General features: G+C 68.7%; 17 protein-coding genes and 1 tRNA gene. 14 read left to right on the top strand and 4 right to left on the bottom strand.

The window, feature by feature from the left end; genetic code table 11:
* The 5 genes from cmk to G6027_RS10805 all read left to right on the top strand — a co-directional run.
* Positions 1-629 (top strand): (d)CMP kinase (cmk, locus tag G6027_RS10825; protein ID WP_241727030.1); only part of this gene is annotated, 629 nt, incomplete at its 5' end.
* Positions 626-2,083 carry a ribosome biogenesis GTPase Der gene (gene der / locus G6027_RS10820; RefSeq protein ID WP_182637183.1) on the top strand — a complete coding sequence of 486 codons (1,458 nt, stop codon included), beginning with the start codon at positions 626-628 and terminating at the stop codon, positions 2,081-2,083. The genes cmk and der, both read left to right, overlap by 4 nt.
* Positions 2,084-2,154: 71 nt before the next feature.
* Positions 2,155-2,228, top strand: a tRNA-Pro gene (locus G6027_RS10815).
* Between the two features lie 388 nt (positions 2,229-2,616).
* Positions 2,617-3,099 (top strand): hypothetical protein, encoded by a 483-nt coding sequence (locus G6027_RS10810; protein WP_182637182.1) that lies wholly within the window; start codon positions 2,617-2,619, stop codon positions 3,097-3,099.
* Positions 3,100-3,186: 87 nt separating this feature from the next.
* Entirely contained in the window at positions 3,187-4,278 is a 1,092-nt protein-coding gene (locus tag G6027_RS10805; protein ID WP_182637181.1) for an ATP-binding protein, read from the top strand.
* 35 nt (positions 4,279-4,313) lie between these two features.
* Here G6027_RS10805 and G6027_RS10800 read toward each other — a convergent pair whose 3' ends face one another.
* The 4 genes from G6027_RS10800 to G6027_RS10785 form a co-directional block, all read right to left on the bottom strand.
* Positions 4,314-5,000 (bottom strand): HEAT repeat domain-containing protein, encoded by a 687-nt coding sequence (locus G6027_RS10800; RefSeq protein ID WP_182637180.1) that lies wholly within the window; start codon positions 4,998-5,000, stop codon positions 4,314-4,316.
* A 60-nt stretch (positions 5,001-5,060) separates the two neighbouring features.
* Positions 5,061-6,116 (bottom strand): symporter, encoded by a 1,056-nt coding sequence (locus G6027_RS10795; protein WP_206682487.1) that lies wholly within the window; start codon positions 6,114-6,116, stop codon positions 5,061-5,063.
* A complete protein-coding gene (locus G6027_RS10790) occupies positions 6,110-7,228 on the bottom strand; it encodes an NAD(P)/FAD-dependent oxidoreductase (RefSeq protein ID WP_182637179.1) in 1,119 nt (372 codons plus the stop codon). Before G6027_RS10790 ends, G6027_RS10795 begins: the two co-directional genes overlap by 7 nt.
* Before the next feature lie 178 nt (positions 7,229-7,406).
* A complete protein-coding gene (locus tag G6027_RS10785) occupies positions 7,407-7,991 on the bottom strand; it encodes a TetR/AcrR family transcriptional regulator (protein WP_182637178.1) in 585 nt (194 codons plus the stop codon).
* 94 nt (positions 7,992-8,085) lie between these two features.
* Between G6027_RS10785 and G6027_RS10780 the strand changes: the two genes are divergently transcribed.
* The 9 genes from G6027_RS10780 (at position 8,086) to G6027_RS10740 (ending at position 16,289) form a co-directional block, all read left to right on the top strand.
* Positions 8,086-8,466, top strand: a complete 381-nt coding sequence (locus tag G6027_RS10780; protein WP_182637177.1) for a DUF1304 domain-containing protein — start codon at positions 8,086-8,088, stop codon at positions 8,464-8,466.
* 60 nt (positions 8,467-8,526) lie between these two features.
* Positions 8,527-9,564: an NADP-dependent oxidoreductase gene (locus tag G6027_RS10775; RefSeq protein ID WP_182637176.1), complete on the top strand. Its 1,038-nt coding sequence runs from the start codon at positions 8,527-8,529 to the stop codon at positions 9,562-9,564.
* Between the two features lie 133 nt (positions 9,565-9,697).
* Positions 9,698-10,846, top strand: coding sequence for a hypothetical protein (locus G6027_RS10770; RefSeq protein ID WP_182637175.1), 1,149 nt, complete (start codon positions 9,698-9,700; stop codon positions 10,844-10,846).
* 89 nt (positions 10,847-10,935) lie between these two features.
* A complete protein-coding gene (secA2, locus tag G6027_RS10765) occupies positions 10,936-13,233 on the top strand; it encodes an accessory Sec system translocase SecA2 (protein WP_182637174.1) in 2,298 nt (765 codons plus the stop codon).
* Positions 13,230-13,994 carry a CDP-alcohol phosphatidyltransferase family protein gene (locus G6027_RS10760; protein ID WP_182637173.1) on the top strand — a complete coding sequence of 255 codons (765 nt, stop codon included), beginning with the start codon at positions 13,230-13,232 and terminating at the stop codon, positions 13,992-13,994. Before secA2 ends, G6027_RS10760 begins: the two co-directional genes overlap by 4 nt.
* A 9-nt stretch (positions 13,995-14,003) precedes the next feature.
* On the top strand, positions 14,004-14,447 hold the full coding sequence (gene gcvH, locus G6027_RS10755) for a glycine cleavage system protein GcvH (protein ID WP_182637172.1): 444 nt from the start codon (positions 14,004-14,006) through the stop codon (positions 14,445-14,447).
* Between the two features lie 121 nt (positions 14,448-14,568).
* Entirely contained in the window at positions 14,569-14,988 is a 420-nt protein-coding gene (locus G6027_RS10750) for an FHA domain-containing protein (protein WP_182637190.1), read from the top strand.
* Positions 14,985-15,719 (top strand): MerR family transcriptional regulator, encoded by a 735-nt coding sequence (locus G6027_RS10745; RefSeq protein ID WP_182637171.1) that lies wholly within the window; start codon positions 14,985-14,987, stop codon positions 15,717-15,719. The genes G6027_RS10750 and G6027_RS10745 overlap by 4 nt, the downstream gene beginning before the upstream one ends.
* 69 nt (positions 15,720-15,788) lie before the next feature.
* Complete coding sequence (locus G6027_RS10740; protein WP_182637189.1) at positions 15,789-16,289, top strand: bifunctional nuclease family protein; 501 nt, start codon at positions 15,789-15,791, stop codon at positions 16,287-16,289.
* Positions 16,290-16,422: the final 133 nt, after the last annotated feature.

Below are 16,422 nucleotides of genomic sequence, written 5' to 3'. Positions count from 1 at the left end.
TCGGCGGGGCCTACCTCGACACCGGTGCGATGTACCGCGTGGCCACCCTGCAGGTGCTGCGCGCCGGGATCGACCCGGAGGACGCCGCCGCGGTGATCGCCACGTCCGCTGATCTGCCGATGGAGATCGGCACCGACGCGGGATCCGAGCGGATCCTGCTCGCCGGCGAGGACGTGAGCGAGGAGATCCGCACCGCCCGCGTCACCGCAGGCGTCTCGGCCGTCTCCGCCGTACCGGAGGTCCGGGTCAACCTGGTCGGACTGCAGCGTCGCCTGGCCTCCGGTGGTGGCACCGTCGTCCTCGAGGGCCGCGACATCGGCACCGTGGTGCTCCCCGACGCCGAGGTGAAGGTGTATCTCACCGCGAGCCCGGAGATCCGGGCCCGTCGCCGGACCGAGCAGGACCTGGCGGCCGGTCGTGACGCCGACTACGACGAGGTGCTGGCCGCGGTGGTCGAGCGGGACCGCAAGGACTCCACCCGCGCCGCGAGCCCGCTCCGGCCCGCAGAGGACGCGATCGTCATCGACACCTCAGACCTCACCCTCGACGAGGTGCTCGACCGGTTGGTCGCACTCGCCCAGGGCGCCGACGCGTCGCACGCCGACGCCGCAGAAGGGAACACACAGTGAGCAGCAACGAGGACTTCGACCTCCCCACCGGCCCCGTCGAGGAGACCGTCGAGGACGCCTGGAACGACGACACGGACTGGGACGCCGTGGCCGAGGAATGGGCCGACGAGATCGGCGCCGAGGTCGACGGGGTGGAGATCCTGCCCACCGTCGCCATCGTGGGCCGCCCCAACGTGGGCAAATCCACTCTGGTCAACCGGATCATCGGCCGGCGCGAGGCTGTCGTGGAGGACGTTCCCGGAGTGACCAGGGACCGCGTCTCGTACGAGGCCCTGTGGAACGGCCGCACCTTCATGGTGCAGGACACCGGCGGGTGGGAGCAGGACGCCAAGGGCATGCACCGCTCCATCGCGCAGCAGGCCGAGATCGCGATGGGCACCGCCGACCTCATCGTCCTGGTGTGCGACGGGAACGTGGGCATCACCTCGGCCGACGAGACCGTGGCCAAGAGCCTGCGCCGCTCGGACACCCCCGTGATCCTGGCGGTCAACAAAGTGGACAGCGAGAAGGCCGAGCTGCAGTCGGCCGAGTTCTGGGGGCTGGGCCTCGACCAGCCCTATGCCATCTCCGCCGCGCACGGCCGCGGGACCGCCGACCTGCTTGACGAGATCCTCCGCCAGCTGCCCTCCAAGGCCCGGATGCGTGAGGCGACCAACGCGCCGCGGCGCGTGGCGCTGGTCGGCAAGCCCAACGTCGGCAAGTCGAGCCTGCTCAACAAGCTCACCGGCGAGGAGCGGTCGGTGGTCGACAACGTCGCCGGAACCACCGTCGACCCCGTGGACTCGCTCGTCGAACTGGGCGGCAAGACGTGGCGCTTCGTGGACACCGCCGGTCTGCGGCGGAAGGTCAATCAGGCGTACGGGCACGAGTACTACGCCTCGCTCCGTACCCGCGGTGCCATCGAGGCCGCCGAGGTCGTGGTGCTACTGCTGGACGCCTCGGAACCGATCACGGAACAGGACCTGCGGGTCATCTCCATGGTCGCCGATGCCGGTCGGGCGCTGGTGATCGCCTTCAACAAATGGGACCTGGTTGATGAGGACCGCCGGTACGACCTGGACAAGGAGATCGACAGGGAGCTGTCGAAGATCCTCACGTGGGCGTACCGAGTGAACATCTCGGCCACCACGGGCCGTGCGCTGGCCAAGCTGGTGCCGGCGATGGAGGGCGCGCTCGACTCCTGGGACAAGCGCATCCCCACGGGTCCCCTCAACACGTGGATGAGCGAGGTCGTGGCCGCCACCCCGCCGCCGATGCGCGGCGGGAAGCTGCCGCGGATCCGCTTCTGCACCCAGGCCACCACCCGGCCCCCCACGTTCGTGTTCTTCTCCACCGGATTCCTGGAGGCGGGCTACCGGCGATTCCTGGAGCGGCGATTGCGCGAGACGTTCGGTTTCGACGGCTCTCCGGTCCGGGTGAACGTGCGCGTCAAGGAGCGTCGACAGCGCAAGTGACCAGGCGATTGGAGCGCTCCCACAGGCGTGCGCTAGTCTGATCCAGTCGCCGCGCGAGACGCGGTGGCGGGCGGGCTGTGGCGCAGCTTGGTAGCGCACTTGACTGGGGGTCAAGGGGTCGCAGGTTCGAATCCTGTCAGCCCGACAGAGCAGGGGCGGTTTCCCGTAGGGGAGACCGCCCCTGAGTCGTTCGCTATGGCACGCTACGAGACAGCGGCGATCCTCCGCCGTGACGTGGTACCTCAGGGGTTGATCGACTAGTGATGATGGTCGGATCTCCACGCGGCCGTCTCGCCGCTGGGGCAGTGGTGGTCGCACTCGCCACGTTCCTCGTCGGATGCTCGGGTGATTCTCCGTCGACCGATTACCCCGGGGCATCCTCGTCGCCGTCTCCGGATTCTGGCGACAGCTCCGCGGCAGAGAGCGCGGACGAGCGGTATGGGAGCTTCGATGCCGTCGAGGCGTCAGGCGAGGGCGAGGCGGTCGTCCCGCTACCCCCCGAAGTCGCGGACGCGGATGGCGGAATCGTCCGGATGACCTATGAGGGAACCGAACCACTAGTTCTGTGGAGTCTGGATGCCGAGGGCGAGAAACAGATGATCCTCATTGACGGCGTGATCGAAGCGAACACCGCCGACCGGGGGACCTTTGACGGCGAGTCGATGTGGTGGCCGGCGAATCCCGCTCCGCACGGGCTCGAGGTCGAGGGGGACGGCGTGTGGGAGCTCTCGGTGCTGCCGGTGTCGTCGGCCCCGCCGCTGGCGAGCGAGGGACGAGGCACGCGGGTCTTTCTGTACGACGGGGAGGGCGGTGTGATCACGGGGAGCCGAGCAGACACCGCTGTCGGGATGGCGGTCACTGAGTTCTCCCTCCCTCGCTCGGGCGGGACTCCGAAAAATGTGGTGACCACCCCCAGTGCCGATGCAGAGTTCGGCCTCGATCTGGCTCCCGGGCCCTCGGTGCTCATCGTGTCGCACCGTGACGAGTGGACGATCAACCTCACGGACGAGGGGTAGTACCGCACTGACCGATTTCGCGCCTGGGGGCGGAACGCCGGTGATTAGATGGGATCTCCTCCACCGGTGTGCACGCAAGGGGTGACGATGACCGAGATCACGATCGGCAGCGCGGTGGGCGCTCCGGATGCCCCGGTCCGGTTGGACGCCCGTCGCTTCAACCGCCACACCTTCTGGTGCGGGCAGAGCGGCAGCGGGAAGACCTACGCGCTGGGCGTGGTCCTCGAACAGCTACTGCTGCACACCGAACTCCCCATGGTCATCCTCGACCCGAATGCGGACTTCGTCAGGCTGCCCGAGGCCCGCGAGGAGGCCGGTGCGGCCGAGGTGGCCCGGCTCGCGGAGCTCGACATCAGGGTGCTGCGCTCGTCGGAGGGTGCGGGGGAACGGTTGCACGCCCGGTACGTGGACCTGTCCCCGGCGTCCAAGGCCGCCTTGTTGCAGCTCGACCCGATCGCGGACGCGGAGGAGTACAACGTCCTCCTGCGCACCAACGTCCGCGCGGAGGATTTCGACTCGGTGGAGGCGCTCGCGACCCTCCGGGCCTCGTCCGACCCCGGGGAGGTCCGACTGTCCTACCGGATGGAGAACCTCCAGGTGCTCGAGTGGGATCTGTGGTCCAGGGGCGCGAGTTCTGTCGTCGACGTGATCGATCAACGCCCCCGCGCCACGGTGATGGATCTCGGCGGCTTCACCCACCCGGCCGAGTCCAAGGTGGCGGCGTTGGCCGTCGTGGAGCACCTGTGGACGAGGCGCGAGGATCGCGAGCCGATCCTCATCGTGATCGACGAGGCGCACAATCTCTGCCCGCCCGATCCGCAGACCGACGTCGAGCGGGCGCTCACCCGCCAACTGGTCCAGATCGCCGCGGAGGGCCGGAAGTTCGGGCTGTGGTTGTTGCTCTCCACGCAGCGACCGAACAAGATCCACCCCAACGTGCTCTCGCAGTGCGACAACCTGGGTCTGATGCGCGTCAACTCGCCCAGGGACCTGATGGAGCTCGCAGAAGTGTTCGGCTTCGCCGGCGAGGACCAGATACGGCGATCGGCCTCGTTCGCACAGGGCCAGGCGCTCTTCGCCGGGGGCTTCCTCGCCGAGCCGACGTACGTGCAGATGGGCCGCCGGATCACCGAGGAGTCGGGTGGGGACGTCCGGGTTCCCCTACGCGACGACGGGTGAGGTGACGCTCTCTCCCGTGTTCCCGGGCGCAGGCGTCACACCAGCGCCGCGAGTCGCTTCTTGCGCAGATTCTGGGTGACGATCCACTCGACGTCGCGGTCGTCCGTCGGGAGGTCACGGAATGCGGCCAGGCCGGGGTCCGGATCGGCGGCCACGGCGATGCTCCAGCAGTACCCCAGCGCCTGGCGGAGGTTTCGGGCTGCAGGGCTGGTCCGCAGTGCCGGCGGAAGAGCAGTGAGATGGCGTGTACAGCGTCGACACACGTCGACGGCGACGGCCGCCGCCGGGGCCGTGCGCAGCAGGCGCGGCTCGCAGATGGCGACGGTGGCGATGCGCTGGAGATACAGTTCGGGATCATCGGCCCACCTCTGGACTATCCCGATCAACACGTCGGGCGAGTCCTCACCGAGGAGCTGGAGACCGATGGCGACTCCCTCGCGCACCCGCCACCGTTCATCCGTCGCGAGCGCCCGGGCGCTGTCCTCGCACGCCGCGCTGCCCGCTCTCAATCCGAAGGCCGCGGCCGCGCACATCGCGGGGTACTCGCCGCCGTCGGTCCTCATCGCCTCGATGGCGCGGCCGTCCGCGAGTCTCGCGGCGACGGTGAGCAACGAGAGGTTGGCGCGAGGGCCGGGGAGGCCGGAACGGGCCGACAGGTACGCCGGCCACAGTGCTGCTTCCATCGCCCGCAAGTCGTCGGTCGATGACTCGGCGGTGCTCATCGGACGACGGTACTCCCAGACCGGGGAACCTCGGGGGAGTGCGGCGCTGTCTCTCACCCGCTAACGGCCCCGGTGATCGACCTCGGTTGCCGGTCGCGGCACCGCCCTGGCCAGGAGGTGACCGTCACCGCGCGCGTGCCCGCGTTGTCGCTGCCTGGCGAGCAGGTGGGTAAGAGCGGTGAGGTGGGGGAACTCGACCAGCATGCCGATCACAATCGCGGCGGCAATCACGGGCTGATCTGGTAGTGCGATCGTGCTGACCGCCAGCATGAGCGGGGCATTTCGGGCCGAGGTGGTCATGGTGAGGAGTACATGCTCGGGGTGGCTGAGACCGAAGCCCCTGGAGATCGTCTCGCCTACGACGTAGACGACGACGAAGAACAGGAACACCACGAGCAGCACCCAGCCGAACGCGGACGGGTCGGCCAGGATGGTGCCCACGTTGCCTGCGAACAGGCACACGATCAGGGCGACGATGACGAATGGCACAGTGCCGTCGACGGCGTCGATGATCCGGGTACTCAGACGTGGCGTGGCGACCAGGCCGAGCAGCCAGCGGAGTGAGAGTGCGATCCCGGCCGGGACCACGAACCAGGTGAGGAGTGCGGGCCCGGCCACAGCAAGGGCATCGTCAACCTGCTGGCCTGCGAACACACCCAGCCACACGGGATACAGGGCCAGCTGCAGGGCCAGCTGGATGGGGATGAGGGCGGATCCGACCGCCGTGTCCCCACCGGCGAGGCGCGTGAAACCGAGAAACCAGTCGGTGCAGGGGAACAGGCAGTAGATTAGTACCCCGAGTCGGAGGGCGTCGTCAGGCACCAGGACCGAGGTCAGCGCCCATGCGATCACTGGGATGATGAGGAAATTGGTCCCGACGGCCAGGAACACCATCCGAGGCGCGCGGCGCAGCGCCGGCATGCCGTCGATCCGCAGCGTGAAGAAGATGGCGGCCACGAGCACCAGCACCAGATGGTCGACGGCTCCGCTCAGCTGGCCCGCCGCGGTCGGTGCCCACGCACCGATCGCGCTCCCGAGGCCGATTGCGGTGAGGAAGAGCGCCGTGACGGCCAGGGGGCGGGGGCCCCGGAACGCGCCGAGCGCTACCCTCAGCACGCGCAGTCCACCCCGCAGCACGACAGGTCGTCGGTCAGCATTCCCGCGGCGCGCCACGCCTCGAGGGCGTCGACGTTCTTGTCCGCCCGCTCACCGATGATCCGGGCGATATGCGCGAAGCGCTGCCGGAATTTGTAGACAAAACAGAACTTCAACCCGCGGTGGCGGATGGTCGGTCCGGACAGGAAGAGGCCGGGTGTGATCGTGGACTGGTCGTCCTCGTCAAGTTCGGGCCACCCGTCCTCTCGGGTGGCGAACAGGTCCGCGACTGGGCCGAGACCCGGTCCGAAGCCGGTGGCTGCGATCGGAGGGCTGTCGCTGGTCACGACGTCGCCGTCGCCGAGTCGGGTGGCGTAGCCCTGGGAGGTCTTCGACACCTTGACGGCCTGGGCGGCGGTGAGGGTCAGTCTGCCCGTCGCCAGCGCACCGAGCAGTCGCATCCGGGATCGCGGAGCGAGGCGGAACGACGGGTCGGATCCGGTCCCGGCGTCCCAGGGAGTCTGGTAATCCAGAACGGTGACGTGCGCTCCCTGCTGGACGTGGTGACAGGCGATGTCGATGCCGGACTCGTAGCCGCCGATCACCACGACATCTCCGGGATGCGGTGCCCATGCGGCGGGTCCGCTGCTGTGATCGAGCAGCGAGTGTCCGGTGATGCGCGGTGTCGAGGGATCACCGAACTCACCCCCCGCCCAGACCACCGAGCGGGCGAGGACCGATCCGCGCTCGCTGAGTACCTCGAAACCCCCGTCTCGGGGAGTCACCGAGGTGGCCTCCGTGCCATCGAGAATGGGGACGTGGAAGTGCTTGGCGACACCGCGCAGGTAGGCGGCGTACTGGCGTCCGGAGGGATAGTCGACGCCGAGGCTGAACGCCGGTGAGGTCTCAGGGTGGACGGCATTCAAGTCCGTGGCACCGAAGCCGTTGCCGGTGAAAGACGGGGTCAGGAACGTCTGTTCCGCCGGCCAGTCCAGGAACGTTTGTCCGATCTCTCCCCGTTCGAGTACCCCAAAGACGAGGCCATCGACGGACGCCAGGGCGAGCGCGGTCCCTATCCCGGCCGGGCCCGCCCCGATGACGAGGGCGTCGAGGACCGTGGGGGTGGAGGTCATGGGGTTCCTTCCGGGTGACACGTGGGTGACCCGTGCGCGCCAGACGGACCCGCGAACGGCAGCTGCGACACTCGGACCACTCGCGCCCACCTCTTATTGAGAACGGTTGTCAATAAGAGTACACGGAGGTGTCCTGCGGCCCCGGGGTCCGTCGCCCTGCGCCGGGGCTACTCCGCCGTCAGGCGTGATGGTCGAGGAGGTGGGTTGCGGTGTCGATGCACTGCAGCGCGGCCACATTGTCGACGCGGGTGAGCGCGAAGGCTGCAACGATCATCGCAGTGCAGGCGTCTGCGAGCCGGGCGTTGGCCTCGGGGTCGTGGCTTGGCCGGTGGGCGACGACGCCGCGACCGATGGCGGAGCGTAGCTCCTGGCGATACGCGGCGACGACCTCGCGCACGGCCGCGTCCCGCGCGATCGGCGCGTTCGCCGAATTGATGAGAAGGCACCCGTTCGCGGACGCCGAGGAGCCTTCGTTGAGGAACGCGCTTCGCAGCCTGGCGAGGTACTCGACGATCGCGCCGGGGGCGACAGGGGTCTCGGTGAGCGGCTGGAGCAGTGGGCGGATGACCTCGTCGAGGTAACTGTCGACCGCCGCGTCGAACAGGCCGCGCTTGCTACCGAAGGCGTTGTAGATGCTCGAGCGGTTCAGGCCGGTGGCGCTCTCGAGGGCAGGGATCGCCGCGTCCTCGTAACCCGACTCCCAGAAGACCTGACGTGCGCGGCGCACGGCGGCGGCGGTGTCGAATCCCTGTGTGCGACCCATGATCGGCCTCCTTTTGTGAAACGTCCAGTTTAGTATATATTGAAACGATCAGTTCAGAACGTATCCGCTCCCATCTATCCGTCAAGGTCACACCATGCTCATCTTCTCCCTGATCCTCGCCGCCCTCGCGGCGCTGGTGCACGTCGTCATCTTTGCGCTCGAGTCACTCATGTGGACGAGCGCTCGTGCCCGCCGCGTCTTCGGAACAAGCCTCGATGAGGCGCGCGCCACCCAGCAGCTCGCCTTCAACCAGGGGTTCTACAACCTCTTCCTCGCGATCGTCGCGGCGGTCGGCATCGCGTTCGTCCTCGCCGGTCCGGTTCCTGTGGGTGCCGCGCTGCTGTTCGCCGGTGCCGGTTCCATGGCCGCGGCGGCCCTCGTCCTGTTCCTCTCCGCCCCCGACAAGCGGGGGGCGGCCCTCAAGCAGGGCGTGCTACCGCTGCTCTCGGTGCTCGTGCTCGCGATCGCTCTCTAGTGGACTTCGCCGTTCCCCTGTTCCCCACCACCCGTCACAACCGCACCCGGAAGTAGAACCATGACCGACGTCACCAGCACCGCCACCAGTACCCATATCCAGCTCGCCGCGCGCCCCACGGGGTGGCCGAGGCACGAGGACTTCCGCACCACCACGGTCAGCTACGGGCCACTCGAACCGGGTCAGGTCCGGGTCTCGAACCTCTATGTCTCCGTCGACCCCTACATGCGGGGCCGGATGAACGACGTGCGGAGCTACACCGCCCCTTACGCGGTCGGCGCGACCATCACCGGCGGCGCGGTCGGTCGGGTCACCGCATCCACCGACGACTCCGTCCCCGTCGGGAGCGTCGTGCTGCACCAGCACGGGTGGTCGGACATCGTTCAGGCCGACGCGTCGACCTTCTCCGTAGTGCCCGAGCTCGACGGAGCACCGCTCTCCCTGTACCTCGGCATCCTCGGCATGACCGGGTTGACCGGTTACGTAGGGCTCACTGCGATCGCCGGCCTGAAGCCGGGGGACACGGTCTTCATCTCCGGAGCCGCCGGCGCGGTCGGTACCGCCGCCGGGCAGATCGCTCGGCTCCTGGGCGCCGGTCGAGTCATCGGATCGGCGGGATCTCCCGAGAAGGTGCGTCTGCTCACCGATAAGTATGGCTTTGACGCTGCGTTCAACTACAAGGACGCGCCCGTACGCGAACAGCTCGGCGCACTGGCCCCGGAGGGAGTCGACGTGTACTTCGACAACGTCGGAGGCGACCACCTGGAGGCGGCACTCGACGTGATGAGCGACGGCGGGCGAATCGCCCTGTGCGGGGCGATAGCGAGCTACAACGACGAGGGCCGGACGCCCGGCCCGGACAACCTGGCAAACATCATCGTCCGTGCACTGACGCTCAAGGGCTTCACGCTCGGCGGTTACCTCCACCTTGGGACCGAGTTCGCCGAGCGGATGACGACGTGGTTCGCCGCCGGGGAGATCGCCTACGACGAGACCGTCGTCGACGGCATCGAGAACACTGTCGACGCGTTCCTCGACATGATGCGCGGCGCCAACACCGGGAAGATGGTCGTGCGGATCACGCCCGAGCAGGAGTAGACCCCCACACGTGCCGTGTCGGCGAATCCGCGCTCCGGTCGAGCCGGACGGCACGTGATCCCCGGACGGGGCATCATGGCAGCATGAGGTCCATCGGCGGTGACCGCCGGAGCGGGGGGAGAGGTGCTCGGGTATGACCAGTCACGATCAGGACGGTGACGGCGAGGATGCCCGTGCCCGCCTGGTCCGCCACGTCGACGATCTGTGCGCGGGCACGGCCCCGTCGGGCGCCGGAGAACTCTCCGATCGGGCCGCTCTGCTGGTCGCCTGTGGTCTCGTCGAACCACGGATCGTCGGCGTCGTGCTCGCGCGGCTCCACCGAAATCTGCCCTTTCCGACAGTGGGCGGTTTCCACCAGCTGCGTGTGATCGAGGAGCAGCGCCACGATCTCCGGCGCCTGCTCGGCTCTCCGCTGCCGTCGGTCCTGAGGGTGGCGTTGCGAACCCGGCTGGCGGACCTCGACCGGAAGTACGTCACCCTGCGCACCGGATTCACCCGTGGCGCAGGTGTCTTTGCGTACCGCATCAAGGACATCCGTGCGGATCGCAAGCGCGGCGTCCACCTGGACCCGGAGGACCGGGGTCGGCTCTTCGACGCCCTCGCCTCCACGCCGACGATGGCGCCGGTGCCGATGGTGCCCCGGACCATGTTCGAGCTGGGCACCGCCGCGGCGGCGTACGGGCAGCGCGAGATGGGCAGGGTCGTCCTGCCGCACCGTGTCCAGGCGGTGGTGGAATCGCTGCCGTCGCTCCCGCGCATCCGGGCGGACAGCCGTCGCCTCCCCGAGATGTACACGGCGCTGCTCATGGAGGTCGGCGGGCTGTACGACCGACTGATCCGCGCCTACATGCGCGGGGGGCGATCCGTCGAGGAGATCCGGCTCCAGTTCGACGCGGAGACCGAGGTGGTGGGACTCGCCGGAGACCTGTGCCGCCTCCGGGAGACGGCGGCGATGCCGGGCGTCCCCCCCGCGCGTGACGGATTCACCTCCCAGACCGGGATGGGCACCGCGATCAACGAGGTCTGGGCCGAGGTCGTCGAACGGGCGGTCGCGTTCCGCGCGTTGGTGGAATCCGTGGAGACCCGCGCCGATGCGGCGGAGTCCGAGGCCGCGCGGCTCGACGACATCGCCCGTGAGCACGGGGTGAGACCTCCGTCGACGGCCCACGTGCCCACCCCCGCGGACCTCACGGCCGAGCACCTGGCCTCCCGGGCCGGCGACCGGATGCTCTCCACCGAGGCCATGCGCAGGCTGCGCGGACAGATCGACCCTGATCGCTGACGCAGCGACCAGCGGGGCGCGCCCCCGACCCTGCCAGCCCCTGCGTACGGTGGCATCAACTGTTCTGTAGATCGGGAAGGACTCCACGCGTGGGATTCGCCAACCGCTTCTGGAAGCTGATGGGCTCCACCCAGGGCCGGGACACCTCGCGCGCGCAGAGTGCGGTCGAGGCGTCCCACGGGTTCGACGACTGGGCCTCGGGTATGGACGACGGCGATTTCGCGGACGCCGCCCACGATCTGCAGCTCTTCGGCGAGTCCCCCGAGGACCTCGCACGCTTCCTCGCTCTGGCCAGAGAGGCGGCGACCCGGGCCGTCGGACTGAGGCCGTTCGACGTCCAACTCCAGGGCGCTCTGAGGATGTTCGCGGGGGATGTGGTGGAGATGGCGACCGGAGAGGGCAAGACCCTCTCGGGTGCGGTCGCGGCGGCCGGTTATGCACTCCAGGGGCACACCGTCCACGTCATCTCCGTCAACGACTATCTCGCGGCCCGCGACGCGCGGTGGATGGGGCCGATGTTCGAGCTCCTGGGGCTGACGGTGGGTCACGTCACCGAGTCGTCGACCCGCGAGGAACGTCGCGGCGCATACGCCTGCGACGTCACCTACGGGTCCGTCTCCGAGATCGGATTCGACGTCCTGCGGGAGCAGCTGGTCACCGACCCGGCGGACCTCATCTCGCCGACCACGGACGTCGCTCTGGTCGACGAGGCGGACTCGGTGCTCGTCGACGAGGCGTTGGTCCCCCTGGTCCTCGCCGGGTCCACCTCCGGGGAGGCGCCCACGGGGGAGATCCTCTCCGCGGTCCGGAAACTGCGACCGGGCCGCCACTACGAGACCGACTCCGAGCGGCGCAACATCTTCCTGACGGACGACGGCGCCGAGGCGATCGAAGGCGAACTGGGGATCGGTGACCTCTACGACGAGGAGCATGTCGCCACGACGCTGGTGCAGGTCAACGTCGCACTCCACGCGTGCTTCCTGCTGAGGCGGGACGTGGACTACATCGTCCGTGACGGGCGGGTCCAGCTGATCAACGCCTCTCGGGGTCGCGTCGCCGAACTGCAACGGTGGCCGGACGGACTGCAGGCGGCCGTCGAGGCCAAGGAGGGGGTCGCGGTCTCCGAGGCCGGTCAGATCCTCGACAGCATCACGGTCCAGGCGTTCATCGGCCGATATGACCGCGTGTGCGGGATGACGGGAACGGCCCTGGCGGCGGGGGCGCAGTTGCGCGAGTTCTACTCACTGGGTGTCTCCCAGATCGACCCGAACACCCCCTGCGTCCGAGTCGACGAGGCCGATCGGACGTACATCGACGTCGACAGCAAGACCCGCGCCGTCGTCGAGCACATCGCCGCCGTCCACTCGACCGGCCAGCCGGTGCTCGTGGGAACCCACGACGTCGCGGAGTCGGAGGAACTCGCCGCACGACTGTCCGAGAAGGGCGTGGAGTGCGTGGTACTCAACGCGAAGAACGACGAGGAGGAGGCGGCCATCATCGCCGAGGCGGGGGACGTGGGCAATGTGACCGTCTCCACCCAGATGGCGGGCCGCGGCACGGACATCAGGCTGGGTGGGTCCGACGAATCCCGCCGCGACGAGGTGGTCGAACTCGGTGGACTGCACGTGGTGGGGACCGGGCGGCACCGGACGGAGAGGCTCGACAACCAGTTGCGGGGGCGCGCCGGGCGCCAGGGGGATCCCGGCAGTTCGGTGTTCTTCGCCGCGATGGACGACCCGGTCGTGACCTCGGCCCTGGAGCCCGAGAAGATCCCCACCTCGCACGACAGGATCAGCGGGCTGCTCAAGGGCAACCGTGGCCGGGACGCGGTGGACCACGCCCAGCGCGTCACCGAGGGGCAGATGCTCGCGATCCACTCCAACACCTGGCGGTACAGCCGACTTCTCGCCGAACAACGCGCGATCCTGGCCGAGCGACGGGCAGCGCTGTTGGTGACGGAGAAGGCGTTCGAGGAACTCACCGCGCACGATCCCGGGCGCAGTGCCGAACTCGTGGAGACGCACGGCCGTGACGCCGTGGTGCAGGGGTGCCGGGACATCATGCTGTGGCATCTCGACCGGGGCTGGGCTCGTCACCTGGAGACGATGAACGACGTCCGCGAGTCGATCCACCTCCGCGCGCTGGGGCGCGAGAACCCCCTCGACGAGTTCCACCGGATCGCGATCGACCATTTCCGAGACCTCGCCTCGGACGCGGTCCGTGAGTCCGAGACCACCTTCGCCGAGATCGAGTTCACCGATGCGGGGGTGGATCTGGTGGCCAACGCGATGGCGCGGCCCACCTCCACGTGGACGTACATGGTCCACGACAACCCGATGGCGGCGGGTGGCAACGTCTTCTCCGGGATGATGTCGACCTTCCGATGAGCGCGGCGCGGGAGGGCAGGCGTGAGACCGATCTTCGGGAATGGCGGACCGGAGAGGGCAGGGTCCTCGGTGCGCGCATCCCGCAACCGCGTGACGGACACCTCTCCGCCGCGGTGCCACCCGGCCTCGGGTACGAACCGCCGCCGCGTGACCCCGGGGTCAGCGACAGGTTCTGGACGCTTCCCAACGTCATCTCGCTGGCGCGCATCGCGCTGATCCCGGTGCTCGTGGTGAGCATCCTGGTCTGGGACGACCCGCCACTGGCGCTGTGGCTCCTCGGCGCGCTGGTCGTCTCCGACTGGCTCGACGGCAAGATCGCACGGCTGTGGCACATGAGGTCCACCTGGGGGGAGCGACTCGACCCCCTCGCCGACCGAATCCTGGTGGCCGCCGTGCCCGTGGCCTTCGCCGTCGCCGGGTACATCCCCGTCTGGGTCGTGGTGGTTCTTCTGGTGAGGGACGCGCTGTTGGTCGGGACCATGCCGGTGTACCGCCGGCGAGGGATCGACCCGGAGGTCACCTACCTGGGCAAAGCCGCCACCTTCGCGCTGTTCTGGTCCCTTCCACTGCTCCTCGCCGGGTTCGCCGGAGTCCCCGGTGGGGAGGGGCTGCAGATCCTCGGTGAGGCGTGCCTGTACTGGGGCGTGGGTCTCTACTCCTGGAGCGGTGCGATCTACCTGTGGCAGGCGTGGAGGATCGCGCGCGCGGTCCCCCCGCGCGGTGCCGGATCTACTGCAGTGGGGTCGTCCGGCGGTGTGTAATGTCGCCAGATGAACACGCCAAGTGAGCCACGCGAGAAGGGCACATCAGTGAGCGACCAGAACATCCCCGACCAGCTCCGGTACACCGACGAGCACGAGTGGGTTGAACGGGTGTCCGATACCCGCGTTCGCATCGGCATCACCGAGTACGCGCAGTCCAAGCTGGGTGACATCGTCTTCGTGCAGCTCCCGGACGTGGGCGGTGAGACGGAGTCGGGTGAGCCCTTCGGCGAGGTCGAGTCTCCCAAGAGCGTCTCTGACCTGTACGCGCCGCTCAGCGGGAAGGTCGTCGAGGTCAACACCGCCCTCGAGACCTCTCCCGAGCTGGTCAACTCCGATCCGTACGGTGAGGGGTGGATCGTCGTCCTCGAGATCGCCGACGTCGACGACCTGGAGACGCAGCTCGAGCAGACGCTGGACTCGGACGGATACTCCAAGATCACGGAGGGCTGAGGGGTAGGGACCGCCCCCGGCCCCGCGGCCGGACGGTCCGACATAGAATCGCAGGCACCGCATGGTGAGCCCCACGCCCGGGCTCGGACGAGGAGAGACGAACGTGACCGAGAACAAGAACATGCCCGAGGCGACCGCAGAGACCACCTCGGTGTTCCGCGCGGAGCTTCTCAACGAGTCCGATCAGCAGGCGGCTCAGTCCGAGCCCGCCGTCACCGGTGTCGAGGGACTGCCCGAGGGGCAGGCGCTCCTGGTGGTGAAGCGAGGGCCCAACGCGGGCTCGCGGTTCCTCCTGGACCAGGCGACCACGTCGGCGGGTCGTCATCCGGACAGCGACATCTTCCTCGACGACGTCACCGTGAGTCGTCGTCACGCGGAGTTCCGCAGCGAGGGCGGGACCTTCAACGTCGTCGACGTCGGGTCCCTGAACGGTACGTACGTCAACCGTGAGCCCGTGGACGCCGCGTCGCTGTCGAACGGTGACGAGGTCCAGATCGGCAAGTTCCGCCTGGTCTTCCTGACGGGTACGCCCGGGCAGTGACAGCCGCCGGACACGGCGCCGCTGAGGAGGGGCACCTCTCCATCGGCGGCGTCATCGCACTTCTGAGTCCGGAGTTCCCGGACCTCACGGTGTCGAAGGTCCGGTTCCTCGAGAACGAAGGACTGGTCACCCCCGAGAGGACCGCCAGCGGGTACCGCAGGTTCAGTGTCGGGGACCGTGAGCGGCTGCGGTATGTGCTCACGGCGCAGCGTGACCGGTATCTGCCGCTCAAGGTGATCCGTGAGGAGCTGGAGGCGCTCGACTCCGCGATCGCGGACGGGTCCACCACCGCTCTGCTCCCACGGCACGGTGGGGACGGCGTCCCGGGGTCGACCCCGGACGACTTCCGCAGCGACACCGTCCTCCGGTTGACCCGTGAGGACGTGGTCGAGCAGTCGGGGGTGGACGCGGAGCTCGTCGGTTCCCTCGTGGACGCCGGGCTCATCGTGGCGGGCCCCGGGGGCTTCTTCGACCCGGAGGCGGTCCTGGTCGCGCGAACGGCGCACGATCTCGCCGGTCACGGGGTGGACGTCCGTCATCTGCGCGGTTTCCGGACTGCCGCGGACCGGCAGACAGGTCTCATCACCCAGATCGCCGGGCCGGTGGCACGGCAGGGCGACGCGGATGCACGTGACCGCGCGGCCGAGTTGGCCCGGGAGATCGCGGCGCTCTCGGTGGCTCTGCACTCCACGCTCGTCACCGTGGCCGTGCGGCACGCGCTGGAGTCCTGACGCGAGCGCCCCGGGAGCGATCAGGGCTAGGCTGGACCCGTGGGAGAGGCGGAGGACATGGGAAAGAACATGCGTGAGGTGAACGTCGTCGGCATCCGTTTCGAGGAGCCGGAGTACGCACCGGTACTGATCCTGCACGAGAAGGACGGGGGGCGGTACGTCCCGATCTGGATCGGCGCGTCCGAGGCCGCCGCGATCAGTCTCCAACAACAGGGTGTGCAGCCGGGCAGGCCGCTGACCCACGATCTCGTGGCGACACTCCTCGAGACCTTCGCCCACCCACTCGAACAGGTGGAGATCGTGGGGGTGTCCGAGGGGACGTTCATCGCCGAGCTCGTCTTCGAGGGCAAGCGGGTCTCCGCGCGCCCGTCGGACGCTGTTGCCGTCGCACTGAGAACCTCGTCCCCGGTCCTGGTCAGCCGTGAGGTGCTCGACGAGGTGGGGATCTCGCTTGTGGAGCAGGGCGAGGAAGAGGTGGAGGCGTTCCGCGAGTTCCTCGACCAAGTGAGCCCGGATGATTTCCTCGGCGGTGGGGACGCGCCGCAGGAGCCCGGCGGCCCCACGTCCTGAGTGCTGTGACCAGGTATTTCTGTCTCATCAGTAGTCACTCCAGCACCAGTGTGCAGGTCGCGGCCAGGTCTCAAGTTCAACTTGAGGTTGAGGTTTACCGCGTGTCCTATTGATCGAGGCCCCTCGCGGGCCT

Origin of the sequence: Dietzia sp. SLG310A2-38A2 (assembly GCF_014145095.1) — a bacterium.
GTDB lineage: Bacteria > Actinomycetota > Actinomycetes > Mycobacteriales > Mycobacteriaceae > Dietzia.
Note: the sequence above shows the minus strand (reverse complement) of the source record. Positions and strands in the feature narration are given on the sequence as shown.